General features: G+C 63.4%; 13 protein-coding genes. 7 read left to right on the forward strand and 6 right to left on the reverse strand.

Going from position 1 to position 12,311, the window contains the following annotated elements:
* Positions 1-2: 2 nt before the first annotated feature.
* Positions 3-587, reverse strand: coding sequence for a protease complex subunit PrcB family protein (locus tag AB1384_01335; protein ID MEW6552915.1), 585 nt, complete (start codon positions 585-587; stop codon positions 3-5).
* 374 nt (positions 588-961) lie between these two features.
* Between AB1384_01335 and AB1384_01340 the strand changes: the two genes are divergently transcribed.
* Positions 962-1,876, forward strand: a complete 915-nt coding sequence (locus AB1384_01340) for an SDR family oxidoreductase (protein ID MEW6552916.1) — start codon at positions 962-964, stop codon at positions 1,874-1,876.
* 36 nt (positions 1,877-1,912) lie between these two features.
* The gene (locus AB1384_01345; protein ID MEW6552917.1) at positions 1,913-2,761 is read left to right on the forward strand and encodes a MaoC/PaaZ C-terminal domain-containing protein; all 849 of its coding nucleotides are present in this window, start codon (positions 1,913-1,915) and stop codon (positions 2,759-2,761) included.
* Positions 2,762-3,377: 616 nt separating this feature from the next.
* On the opposite strand, the gene AB1384_01350 is transcribed toward AB1384_01345, so the two are convergent.
* Together AB1384_01350 and AB1384_01355 are read right to left on the reverse strand one after the other, a co-directional pair.
* Positions 3,378-4,379: a 4Fe-4S dicluster-binding protein gene (locus tag AB1384_01350; protein MEW6552918.1), complete on the reverse strand. Its 1,002-nt coding sequence runs from the start codon at positions 4,377-4,379 to the stop codon at positions 3,378-3,380.
* Between the two features lie 55 nt (positions 4,380-4,434).
* The gene (locus AB1384_01355) at positions 4,435-5,001 is read right to left on the reverse strand and encodes a hypothetical protein (GenBank protein ID MEW6552919.1); all 567 of its coding nucleotides are present in this window, start codon (positions 4,999-5,001) and stop codon (positions 4,435-4,437) included.
* A 284-nt stretch (positions 5,002-5,285) separates the two neighbouring features.
* On the opposite strand from AB1384_01355, the gene AB1384_01360 reads away from it, so the two are divergent.
* From AB1384_01360 to phaC, 3 genes are read left to right on the forward strand one after another with little or no spacing between them, the layout of a single operon-like run.
* Positions 5,286-5,546 (forward strand): hypothetical protein, encoded by a 261-nt coding sequence (locus AB1384_01360; GenBank protein MEW6552920.1) that lies wholly within the window; start codon positions 5,286-5,288, stop codon positions 5,544-5,546.
* Between the two features lie 20 nt (positions 5,547-5,566).
* Positions 5,567-6,685 (forward strand): poly(R)-hydroxyalkanoic acid synthase subunit PhaE, encoded by a 1,119-nt coding sequence (locus tag AB1384_01365; protein ID MEW6552921.1) that lies wholly within the window; start codon positions 5,567-5,569, stop codon positions 6,683-6,685.
* A gap of 2 nt (positions 6,686-6,687) precedes the next feature.
* Positions 6,688-8,010, forward strand: a complete 1,323-nt coding sequence (phaC, locus tag AB1384_01370) for a class III poly(R)-hydroxyalkanoic acid synthase subunit PhaC (protein ID MEW6552922.1) — start codon at positions 6,688-6,690, stop codon at positions 8,008-8,010.
* 81 nt (positions 8,011-8,091) lie between these two features.
* Here the strand turns inward: phaC and AB1384_01375 are convergent, their stop codons facing one another.
* Together AB1384_01375 and AB1384_01380 are read right to left on the reverse strand one after the other, a co-directional pair.
* The gene (locus AB1384_01375; GenBank protein MEW6552923.1) at positions 8,092-8,511 is read right to left on the reverse strand and encodes a hypothetical protein; all 420 of its coding nucleotides are present in this window, start codon (positions 8,509-8,511) and stop codon (positions 8,092-8,094) included.
* Positions 8,512-8,552: 41 nt separating this feature from the next.
* Positions 8,553-9,368 (reverse strand): 5'-methylthioadenosine/S-adenosylhomocysteine nucleosidase, encoded by an 816-nt coding sequence (locus tag AB1384_01380; GenBank protein MEW6552924.1) that lies wholly within the window; start codon positions 9,366-9,368, stop codon positions 8,553-8,555.
* Between the two features lie 144 nt (positions 9,369-9,512).
* Between AB1384_01380 and AB1384_01385 the strand changes: the two genes are divergently transcribed.
* Entirely contained in the window at positions 9,513-10,049 is a 537-nt protein-coding gene (locus AB1384_01385) for a DUF4190 domain-containing protein (protein ID MEW6552925.1), read from the forward strand.
* Positions 10,050-10,053: 4 nt separating this feature from the next.
* Here the strand turns inward: AB1384_01385 and AB1384_01390 are convergent, their stop codons facing one another.
* Positions 10,054-10,623 (reverse strand): hypothetical protein, encoded by a 570-nt coding sequence (locus tag AB1384_01390; protein MEW6552926.1) that lies wholly within the window; start codon positions 10,621-10,623, stop codon positions 10,054-10,056.
* A 96-nt stretch (positions 10,624-10,719) separates the two neighbouring features.
* On the opposite strand from AB1384_01390, the gene AB1384_01395 reads away from it, so the two are divergent.
* Positions 10,720-11,874 carry an MFS transporter gene (locus AB1384_01395; protein MEW6552927.1) on the forward strand — a complete coding sequence of 385 codons (1,155 nt, stop codon included), beginning with the start codon at positions 10,720-10,722 and terminating at the stop codon, positions 11,872-11,874.
* The last annotated feature ends 437 nt before the right edge of the window (positions 11,875-12,311 follow it).

The following is a 12,311-nucleotide window of genomic DNA, read 5'->3' on the forward strand; positions in this document are numbered from 1 at the left end:
GGTCAGACTTCCGTGAACCCCTGGGAGATGAGGGTGCCGTCGCCGTCCCGGAAGACAAAGACCAGCTCCCCCCGGGGGTCGAAGGAGGCCCGCTCGGCCAGGACCAGGTGATAGGGGCTGGTGAGCACCTGGGCGGTTATGGCCCCCGGATCCGGTTCCGTGACTTCGATCACGACGGCAACATCGCCGCCATCCTGGGCGGCTCTTGCCACGGTTATGGCATAGCCGGCGGTGGGCTTGGGGCCCTGCATGGCCGCGATGACGATGTATCTATCGAAGTCCACGCCGGGGATGGTCTCCTGGAAGAAGGCCTGGGAGACGAGGCGCTGGAACTCCTCCTCGTCGCTGATGGCCAGGCATTCCGGAGGGGCGTCCTGCGGGATTGGTATTTCGTCGATGCGGCCGTACTCGCTGTTCACCCCCTGGGCGAGGGTCTGCAAGGGGATATCGTTGCCTCCGCTCCCATCCGTGCTGCCCTGGGATGGCGGCGGCTCGTCGCCGCACCCGGTCGCGGCGGCCAGCACGAGACAGAGAAGGACGGAGGCAAAACACCATCCGATCCTCGAGGAACGGTAACCTTTGCGCAAGGCGATCACCCTCTCAATATCGGGAATTCCGTGTCTCTTGTCCTGCCATACCCTCACATTACAGGGCGGGTGGACGGTGCGGCAAGTCAGCGGCTGGCGCGTAAGCGATATGGGGAACCCCATGTGGTAATATCGAGGAGTTCGGTAAGCAGTTCAAGCTCAGGGTGATGCGCAGCACGACTAGGACCGTTGAAGGGCTGTCTGTAACGTGGACTGCATTGGGTATATAATGAAAAAGCCGCTCTGGCGGCCTGCAGCGTATACGGTAAGGTATAGGGATAAGTCAGGAGAGCCTCGTCTCCGGCATAATGCCTGGAAACAAGCGGCGATAGACCATGGGGGGCGCTCCCCCGAGGAAGGAAAGGAGAGGGTTAATGGCAGAGGTACGATTTGACGACCGCGTCGCAGTAGTGACCGGGGCCGGCGGCGGCCTGGGTAGGGAATACGCCTTGCTCCTTGCCAGCCGTGGTGCAAAGGTCGTGGTAAACGACCTGGGCGGCGCCTTCGACGGTACCGGTTCCGGGCATACCGCTGCGGAGAAGATGGTCCAGGAGATCAAGGACCTCGGCGGAGAGGCCGTCCCCAACTTCGACAGCGTGGCCGACTGGGAGGGCGCGTCGAACATCATCAAGACGGCGATCGACGCCTACGGAAAAGTCGACATCCTGATCAACAACGCCGGCATCCTGCGCGACAAGAGCTTCATCAAGATGGAGATGGAGGACTACGAGAAGGTCATGGCCGTCCACCTCGACGGCACCTTCTTCTGCTCCAAGGCGGCCTTCCCCCACATGCGGGAGAACAACTACGGCCGTATCGTGTCGGCGGCTTCAGCAGCCGGGGTATATGGCAACTTCGGGCAGGCCAACTACGGCGCGGCCAAGATGGGCATCGTCGGCCTCATGCACGTCCTCAAGCAGGAGGGGGCCAAGTACAACATAATGGCCAACGTCATCGTCCCCGTGGCGGGGACCCGCATGACCGCCACCATCCTCCCCCCCGACCTGCTGGATCTACTCAAGCCCGAGTACGTATCGCCCCTGGTGGTATGGGCCTGCTCGGAGAACTGTACGTTCTCCGGCTATACCCTCTCAGCCGGCGGCGGCTATTTCAGCCGCGCCGCGTTCATGGAGGGGCCGGGCGTGATCTTCGATGTGAAGCAGCCAATCACCCTGGAGATGATCGACGAGAACATAGACAAGATCACCAGCCTCGAAGGGGCCGTGGCCTACGGGAGCGCCACCGAACAGACCGGTGCCATCCTGGGCAAGATGAACCAGGGCGGCTAAGGAAGTCGGCCATCGATTAGGAAAGGGGTTGATAAGATGCCGATCGATCTGTCAGTAGTAGGGAAGGAATTGCCGCCGCTCGACTACGAATACACCACCCGGGACGTCATGCTCTACAATCTGGGTATCGGTGCCGGCTACGAGGCGGACGAACTGAAGTTCGTGTACGAGAACGGCCTGGAAGCCATACCCACCTTCGGGGTCATCCCGCCCTTCCCGGCCCTCATGGGCCTGGTGGCGGTGGAGGGGGTAGACATCAACCTGGTCATGCTGGTCCACGGCGAGCAGTACCTGGAGATCCGCAAGCCCATCCCCACCTCGGGCAAGCTCACCACCAAGCCGAAGATCGCCGCGGTGTGGGACAAGACCAAGGGCGCGGTCATCGACCTGGATGCCGACACCGTGGACGAGTCGGGAGAGGTGGTCTTCTACAACACCTTTTCCAGTTTCATCCGCGGCGAGGGCGGGTTCGGCGGAGAGCGCGGCCCGGAACCGGGCAACGAGCCCCCCGACCGCGACCCCGACAAGGTCTTAGAGCTGAAGACCCTTCCCATCCAGTCCATGATCTACCGCCTGTCGGGTGACTACAATCCCCTGCACGTCGACCCGAACTTCGCCGCCATGGCAGGATTCGACCGGCCCATAATCCACGGCTTGTGTACCTTCGGCCACGCGGGACGTGCGGTGCTGCGCGAGTACTGCGGCAACGACACCTCCAAGTTCAAGGCCATCAAGGTGCGCTTCAGCCGCCCGGCGTTTCCCGGCGACACCATCGTCACCCAGATGTGGCAGGAGGCTGACGACAAGATCGTCTTCCGCTGCACCACCCTCGAGCGCCCGGAGGAGTACTGCATCACCAACGCGGCGGTTTGGTTGAACCCTTAGATCTGACGAAACGCATGAGGGCGGGGGCTTCGATCCCCGCCCTCTTTATTCCCTGTCAGCCTGTCGAGGCCTGGAGCCGCCAGGACGAAACCTCCGCCGTGAGGTCGCCATCATCGGCCATATTCCATTCCACCGTACCATCCTGGCCAGACACCAGCTCGAACAGGCCCTGGGCCAGGCCGATAAGGAGCAGGTTGCATACGGGGGTTTTCCCGGCTCAGCTGCAGCTCCTCCTTGCCCCAGATCGCCTCCTTCAGGGTGCCAAGCCGCCGCGCGGCCAGATGCTCGCGGAATCCTTCTTCTTCCTGCATCATATCAAGGGGATAGAAGCCGCCATGATCCTCTGTCCCTTCCCGTGTCGGTTCTTTGCCGAAATGTTTCTTCCTCGGCCGTTCCCGTTACATGTGCGGATATACTGAAGCCATTAACAGGAGTTCGAATAATCTGCCCACAGGTTGAATATCGTTGCTTTTGCCCGCACTCTTAACGGGCACGGATCGGGCAGCGTGGCTCTATCCGGGGTTGTGCCTTATCTCATATAGGGTCTGTCATCCATGAATCGTGGCCGCGACACCACCGAGGATGAAAATGCCGGTCGCTACCTTAAGGGCAGCCTTTAGTAGTTGGGGATGAAGGACTCCTCGCGCACCACTTTCATGGAGATCGCGTCCTCGGGGCATGTCACCTGGCACAGCCCGCACCCCATGCACAGCTCGGCGTCGATCGCCGAAACCTCCTCGCCGTCACGCTCCTGCAGCGTTATGGCGTCGAAGAAGCAGCGGCCGACGCAGTCGCCGCAACCGCTGCAGGCGTCCTCGTCCACCACCGCCAGGAAGCGGCTGGGATCGACGATGGCGGTTGCGGGGATGGGCAGTCCGAAGGCAACGCAGCAGTCCTCGCAGCAGTTGCAGATGATATGGCTGCCGTACATCTTGTTCATGGCCACGTGGATGAGGCCGGCCTCCTCGGCCATGCGGACGATCTCCATGGCCTCCTCGACGCTGATCTCGCGGCCGCTGCCCCGGTCGATGGCGTAATCGGCGCCCTTGCCCAGCTGCAGGCAGACCTCCAGGGGTTTGCCGCACTTGCCGTCCACCAGGCGGCAGGTGCACTTGGCCACGGCCAGGCGACCAGCGTCCTTGACTATCTGTTCCACGTCATCGTAGGCGAGGACGTTCTGCCTCGCCTCCACCGGCTGGCCGACGGTCACAACGCGCGTGACCGGCTTGGGCAGGATCATGCTGACCATGTTGATGTAGTCCGGCAGCTCCTCCTGGGTCTGGCGCCGCCACAGGTCGAGGTATTCCTGGGTCACGCCGTCCCAGAGGATGGTGGCGTCGTGAAACTGGGTGATGTCGCGCCCCATGCGGTACAGGGTGCCCTGGGGCTTTGCGGCCTTGAAGATGAGGCCCTTGCGATAGAGGAAATCGAGCTTCTCCTCCATCTCCTCAAGGGAGTACCCGAGCTTCTCGGCCAGCTCGGGGGCGGTGCCGGGGGTCGCCAGCATGATACGTGCCTCGTCTTCATCCGCGACCATGCGGAAGAGGTCAGGTATGAACTTGCTCCCCTTGGTGAGTATGCGCTCGGCCAACTTCTCGTACAGGTCTTCCTCGTTCATCCCGTCCCTCCTGTTAAACCATCCGGTGCCGGTGGGGTTATATCAAGATTATACATCAGTGGCCGGCGCTTTCAGCCGGTTCCCCCTCCTGGTGGGGAGCCTCCCCCTCCTGGGGAGCCCCCTCCTCGCCCGTGGACTCCTCATCGTGGGACCCGGAGCCCTCCTCCTCGCTCCCGGCATGTTCCGCGGTGGGCTCGAGGGCGGCCAGGTATCCCTCGTAGGCGGCCAGGTTAGCGTTGTAGAAGGATGCCAGTTGAAGGTGATAGTCTTCCATGCCGGCAGGCACTTTGACGTCTTCCAGTTCCAACAAGGCCTCTTTCAGGATCATCACCGCTTCTTCGAGTGCCTTGACGAGCAGTTCTGCCTGACTTTCTTCTTCGGCATGCTCCTCTTCCTCTACCTGTCCCTCTCCCTCCGTCTCCTCTTCGGCATGCGCCTCTTCCTCCACCTGCCCCTCTTGCTCACCGTGCTCCTCCTTGCCGAGGAGATGAAGCGATTCCTCGAGCTTCTGCGATGTTGCCCGGTTGATCTCGGCCACTTCATGCTCGTAGTCGCCGCTGTCGGCGCTGCCGCAGCCGGCAAAGAGCAGGGAGGCCAGCAGGACGGGCATGAAAAGTGTCATACACGCTTTGGCGATGATGCGGCACATAGTCTTCACCCCTTGCAGCGTAAGAGTTCCATCCGGCAGCCGTTCGGTATTGACCTACTATAGCGCAGATACGTGCCGGGATGGAACGGTGGCGGCCTGCTCCGTTGGGCGGCGTTAAAGGAGGCCTCGCCCACCTCCGATGCAGCGAGCAGGCCCAGCAGAGAGGGCCTGACCCGGCTCATTGTCCATGTTTACCGGCTGGTCTAGAAAGGAATTATAGAGGAAAAGACCTCATATGGAAAAAGGGGGGATCGAAGATGGACCCAAAGATGATGCAGAAGACGGTCATGGAGGGAATGCGCTCGGGCATGCTCATGTCCTTCGACACCATGAACTCCGTGCAGGAGCAGGTGGAGAAGATGTGGAGGACCCTGCTGGACCAGAGCGGAGAGCTCCAGAAGGAAGGCGAGAAAGTCCTGCAGGAGTGGCTCGAGAACATGCGCAAGGGACGTGAGGAGTTCCGCCGCAACCTGGAGGAAGGGCTGCGCAAGATGGAAGACCTGCTGGCCCAGGAATAATCACGTAGAAGGGACGCCTCATGCAGGAAAAGACAGATCCGTGGCCGGATGTGTGGAAAAAGTGGCAGGAGATGCAGGCGGGCATGTTCCGGGACTGGATGGGTGCCTGGAGCCGCATGGCGGCACCGTCTCGGGGCGGCGGAGGGGAGGCGGGTTCGGCGTCGTTGCCTGACGCGATGGACTACTATCGACAGTGGGCCGCGTATACGCGGGAGATGATGGAGAAGTTCGCCGTGCCGAGCCAGGGTATCGGCCCCGATACGTACATGAAGATGTTCCAGGCTACAGACGTCTACTCGCGACTCTATGCCATGTGGATGCAGATGTTCGAAGCCTACCGCAAGGCCGTGGGGGAGGGCGGCGAGTACGACTTCGAGGCGGTCAGCAAAGCGCTGGAGGAATGGGCCGGGGAGTACCGCGATATCGTGCAGAGGGTCTTCGCGCCGGCCCTGCCGGAGCAGCTGCGGTGGATAGCCGAGCTGTATGACGCCGAGATACCCCTGCTCATGGCGGGGCTTGCGACCCATCTCTGGTCGCCCTGGCTCGAGTACTCCCGCGGCCTCATGGACAGCGGCCTGAAGATGGAGAGGCCCTCCGTCGACGCGGCCACCGAGGTCTACGAGGGGTGGAGGAAGGCATACGAGGAGAGCTTCGGGAGGCTGCTGCGCGCCCCGGCCATGGGGTACTACCGGGAAGCGGCGGAGAAGCTCGGGCATGCCGTGGACTCCATCACCGAGTTCAATATCGTCCTCACGGAGTTTTACGCGGCCCTCCAGGGGGCGGGTGCGCAGTCCTTCCAGAAGCTGCAGGAGAAACTGGCCTCCGTGCAGGCGGAGGGAGAAGCCGAGCCCATGTCCTTCCGGGAATTCTACCGCCTGTGGTGGGAGACCAGCGAGGAACTCTACATCGAGCTCTTCCGCACCGAGGAGTTCGCCAGGCTGCAGGGGAAACTGGTGGACAGGGGCATGCAGTTCAGGCGCGATTTCCAGGCATATGTGGAGGAGGTCACAAAGGAGCTTCCCTTCCCGAACCGCTCGGAGATGGACCATCTCTACAAGACCGTGGACCGGCTGAAGCGCGAGGTCAGGACCTTGAAGAAGGAGCTCAAGGAGCTCAGGGCGGCCGGAGGGGAGGGATAGGCATGTTCAAGGAGTTCATGGACCCCAATTTCTTCGTGGAGGAGCTGGAGGACATCAACCGCAAGCTGGTAAAGGGCGCCGAGATCCTCACCACCATCAGCGACGTCGAGGTGGAGCCCACGCCCAAGGAGCTGGTATTCGAAGAGGACAAGATGAAGCTCTACCATTATCTGCCAGGCGATGCCCTCACCTGTCCGACGCCCATCCTCATCTGTTACGCCCTGGTCAACCGGCAGTACATGATGGACCTGCAGTCCGACCGCAGCCTCATCCGCAACCTCCTGGGACAGGGGCTGGACATCTACATCATCGACTGGGGCTACCCCGACCACGGCGACCGCTACGTGACAATGGAGGACTACATCGACGTGTACCTCAATGATTGCGTGGATTTCGTGCGGGATAGGACCGGATGCGACCGCATCAACCTGTTGGGCGTATGCCAGGGCGGCACCTTTTCCATTATCTATTCGGCGCTCTACCCGGAGAAGATCCGCAACCTCATCACCATGGTGGCGCCGGTCGACTTCCACACCACGGACGGGCTGCTCAACGTATGGAGCCAGTACATGGACATCGACAACATGGTGGACACGATGGGCATCATCCCGGGCGAGTTCATGAACGTAGGCTTCCTCATGCTCAAGCCGTTCCAGCTCATGGTGGACAAATACGTCGGGCTCATGGACAACCTGGACGACCCCGCCACGGTGGCCAATTTCGTGCGCATGGAGAAATGGATCTTCGACAGCCCGGCCCAGGCGGGAGAGGCATACCGCAAGTTCCTGAAGGACCTCTACCAAGAGAACAAACTGGTAAAGGGAGAGCTGATGATAGGGGACCGGCGCGTCGATCTGGGACGTATCACCATGCCCCTGCTCAACATCTATGCCACCGAGGACCACCTGGTCCCCCCGGCTTCTACCATCCCCTTGAACGACCTGGTGGGGAGCGAGGACAAGACCCTGTACAGCTTCCCCGGGGGACACATAGGCATCTACGTCAGCTCGCGCTCACAGAAGGAGCTGGCGCCGTCCGTCTCCGAGTTCCTCATCGAACGCTGCCCGGAGGGCAGGGACGGGCACCAGGTATGCGGCCTTCCCGCCTTGGGGACCGAGGAACACCCACAGGCGAAGATGAGGGCGGCCGCCAGGAGTTCCAAGCCGGCTGCGTCAAAGAAGGGGGGAGCGGCCGCGAAGAAGAAGGGCGGAGCGGCCAAGAAGCCGCCCGCAAAGAAGGAGGCCGCGCCTGCCAGGAAGGCTGCCGCCAAGAAGAAGGCCGTGCCGGGGAAGGCAACAAAGGCGGGGCAGGCGAAGAAGGCCTGAGCAGCAGGCAGGGCGAGGCGGATGGAGCAATCGCGTATTCCGTGCGGAAGAAATCCGCCGGCGGCGCTTCGGCGGCCTGAATCAGCCTTCCCGCAGGGTGGTCTTCCAGAGATAAGCCAGCGTTGACACGCCCAGGCCCAGCGTCCAGAGGTTGATGGCCAGCATGGTGGCGCGGTTGCTGTCCAGAGGCCAGTACTTGCGGTTCTCCAGCGAGTAGAGGATGTCCAAGAGGGCCAGGAAGACCAGGGAGCTGGCGGCGGCCGTGCCCAGGAACTCGCCCTCCCTTTCACCCCTCCACAGGTGCCACGCGGCCAGCATGCACAGGGAACTCATCCACGCGTCCGCAAGGGGGAAGGCGCGTTCGAAGGCCTCGTCCTGCTCCGTCTCGGTGGCTTTCATCGCCCCGGAGAAGAAGAGGATCCAGAAGGTGGTGGTCCCCAGGCCGGTGGCCCCGAGGAGCGCGCCGAGCAGGCGGCGCCCCCAGCTCACGTCCAGACTCACGTTCTTTCCCATGCTGCGATTATATTGCAGCGACCCGCCCCTCAGCCAGGTTCGGCGAGAAAGGAGCGGAGAAAGACGCCGAGACTGGCCAGGGCGGCATCCCTGCCGCGAGACATCTCCCTGGCCCTGGCCACGGTGTCCGCGCCGCTCACCGCGAGCCTGAAGCGATTGTGCCAGATGTTGCGGCGGGCCTGCCCACGGTATTCCAGGAGCCGTTCGAACCCGACGAAATCGTGGGAGAGCTCGTCGCTGATGGCGCGCACGGCGGCGAAGGGCAGGCCTTCGGTGGCCGCCACCTGCGCCACGGCGGCCCCCTCCATCTCCACCGCCAACGCGCCGAAGGCCTCGCCGAGGTGGGAGCGGAGCTCGGGCTCGAGGACTATCTGGTCGCAGGTGAGCACCTTGCCCAGCCGGTAAGGCAGGCCGGCGTCCTCCGCCGCCATATGGACGCGCCGCAGCATGGACGGCGGCACCTCGAAGGAAGGGCAGAAGACGAGACGCCCGTTTTCGCACTGGCCCGGACCCGTGGTATGATAGCCGCCGGAATGTGCCACCCCCACGTCGGCGGGCACGAGCACGTCGGCGATGACCAGGTCGCCCACCTGCAGCAGGGGGGAGAGGGCGCCGGCCATACCGAAGACCAGCATGGCATGCAGGGTAAAACGATCGATGAGGAAGCGGGCCCCTGCCGCCGCGGAGACCTTTCCTATCCCGGCGGAGAAGGCCAGGACCTCGGACCCGCCCGCTCTTCCCCTGACCAGCCTGGTCCCGGACGGTGAGGCGGAGTCGGCGGTATCCGCCAGCAGGGGGATGACCGTCTCCAGTTCCCGGGGGGTCGCGCACAACAGGCCGATCACGGGGCCTCCTCATCTAGGGCGAATACGGCGCCACGGTCTTGAAGGTAGAATCAAGGATACCGGGAATATAGTAGCAGTGGTCCGCGGGGCGGGGAAGTTCGCAAGCCGCTCCCGGGAGGGCTGAAGAGAAAAGGTGATTCGTTCATGGAAGAAGGCGTGGGTTACAAGGCGTGCATGCGCTGCGGCAAGCTCATGCCTGACGGGGCGGCTTTCTGCAATTCCTGCGGCGCCGACCTCGGGGCCGCGGCGTCACCGGGCCTGCAGGGAGCGGTGGGGCCGCAGGATTTCAAGTCCGCCATGGGGCTGGGCGGCACCCCGCAGGCCGTTCCACCACCCGTGCCTCCCGGGGAAGCGCCGCCTTCCCCCGGCCAGCCGCCGCCGGTCCCGCCCGGGCCATATCCCGCCTACGGGCCTTATCCACTGGTGAGCGGGCAGCGCCGCACCGATGACCTGGCTGTCGTGTCCCTGGTATGCGCCTTGGCCAGTTTCCTAATCCTGCCGATATTGCCGGCCGTGGCCGCCATCGCGACGGGCTTCGTGTCGCGCGAACGCATCCGAGACAGCGGGGGCATGCTGGGGGGGAGCGGTTTCGCCCTGGCAGGCATCCTGGTGGGGGCGCTGAACCTGCTCCTGGTGCTCGGCCTCGTCATCCTCTCCCTGCTGGTCTACACGTCTACCTGAGCCGTTATTCCGGGAGCGAATCCTCGAGCTCGGCGAAGAACCGAGGGTCCTCCGCCAGTTCCCGCAGCGCGCGCATCTCGTGTTCTCCGCGCCTGTGCGCCGCCACTCGGACGTAGAAGCGAGCGGCTTCGGTCACCTTGCGGTAGGTCTGGGGGTAGAGTTCGCGCACGGCCATCTCCAGGGAGTCATCGAGGGAGAACCCCGACTGCCGTTTGCGCTGGGCTAGGGCGAAGATACGCGGGAAATCGGCATTGACGTCGGAGCGGCTCATGCCGGGGGCATCCCCGTCCGTCCTCTCCCCGGAAGGCCTGCTCCTGCGCATCTCGTCCGCGAGGCCAGGCCTGTCCGCGAGCTCACGCAGCGCCCGCAGCGATCCCCACTCCCGTTCCTGCTTGAGGTGGGAGAGTATCTTCCTGGCTTCCACCAGGATCTCCCTGTAAGTGAGCGGGTAGGCATCTTTCAGACACGACTCCAGTGCGTCAGGCACGCTTGCGCCCCTGCCCACCAGGATGAGGGTCCTGGAAAATATACCTTGATAGTCGACGAAGTCCGTCGGCCGCGGCTGGTCTTCCATGTGCTTATTCTACAATGGCCAAGCAGTTCGCGCTTCATGCGATAATAGCCGCAGCCGGAACGGCAGAGAGTTGGCGCGAAGATACGGGGTGCGGGTTTGAAAAGGCTCCTGGTGCTGGTGTGCGTGGTCATCTTCGTGGACAGCCTGGGCTACGGCGTGGTGGTCCCGGTCATGCCCGTTTACGCCAGCGAACTGGGTATCGGCGAGTTGGGCCTGGGCATGCTCTTCGCCTCGTACGCGCTGGGCAATATCGTGGCCGCCGTGCCCTTCGGCATCCTCTCGGACCGCGCCGGGCGCCGGCCTTTTCTGGTCTTCGGTATGGTGGCCATGGCGGGCGCCTTCGTTCTCTACGCCTACGCAACGACCTATGCCGCGCTCTTCCTCTCGCGCTTTCTCGATGGGGTGACCGCGGCGGCCACCTGGTCGGTGGGGCTGGCCATCATCGCCGAGGTCTATCCGGCGGGGGAGCGGGGGAGCAGCATGGGCATGGTGATGGCGGCGATGGGAGCCGGATCCATCGCCGGGCCGGCCCTGGGGGGCGTCCTCTACGACTGGCTGGGATACAAGGCACCCTTCCTGCTGGTAGCGGCCTTCTGCGTGGCGGGAGGCATCCTGGCCCTTGCGAGCCGCGAGCTGAAGAGCTTGCCGCGGGGCGGTAACCGTTCAGACTACCGCGACATGATGCGCAAGGTGCTCGCCTATCCCGGCATGGTGCTGGTCATCGTCGTCGTGATGATGGGCACGGTCAGCCTGGGACTGCTGGAGCCGCTCTTCCCCGTCTTTCTCCAGGACAACCTGGGCCTCGGCAGCACCGGGATCGGGTTGCTGTTCGCCCTCACCGTCCTGGCATACTCGCTGAGCAGCCCGCTGGTGGGAAAGATCGCCGACCGCTCGGGCAAGAAAGGCATCATGACCCTTGGCCTCGTGGCCACGGCAGTGGTGGTCCCCCCGCTGGCGTTCTCGCGCAACCTCGCCCTCACCGCCGTCCTCTTCGCCCTCAGCGGCATATCCATAGCCTTGTTCGAGACCCCCACCCTGCCCTTCATAGCCGACAGGATTGCCGGTGGAGGGGAAGGGGACGTGTACGGCACCGCCTACGGCGTATTCAACATGGCCTGGGCTGTCGGATACATCCTTGGTCCGGCCGCCGGGGGTTTCCTGGCCTCGCGCCACGGGCTGCCTACCACCATGATCGTCCTGTCGGTGCCGCTCCTGTTTCTGGCCTGGCTTGTCTGGGACAGTTTAAGATAGCCCGAGACCCGGGGTTACGGTCCTCGCTCCGGGTGCTCTTACAGCCCGAGCCTCCAGGTAACGGTCTCGCTCGCAAGGCCTCACTGAGACCGACCTGGTAGTTCTCGGGCAAGTAGTAGCACGGATGGACGGTCGCTATACACCGACCCCCGGATCCCGGGCTGGCGGGTTTTGTATAGGGCGACACCCGGGCGTGAGTTCATATCCAACGGCCTCCTCGATGCGCGTCTGTTCGCCCATATCTCATGATCGACCCGGTAGTTCCCCGGGTGGGGGGCAGCGCAGATGGGGGTGCGCTACGTACCGACCACCGGATCCCGGGCTGGCGGGTTTTGTATAGGGCGACACCCGGGCGTGAGTTCATATCCAACGGCCTCCTCGATGCGCGTCTGTTCGCCCTCGCATGGATCGGGTCTCCCGAGTTGAGACGGTGAGTG

The sequence above is a fragment of the Actinomycetota bacterium genome (genome assembly GCA_040757835.1).
In the GTDB taxonomy this organism is placed as follows: Bacteria; Actinomycetota; Geothermincolia; order Geothermincolales; family RBG-13-55-18; genus SURF-21.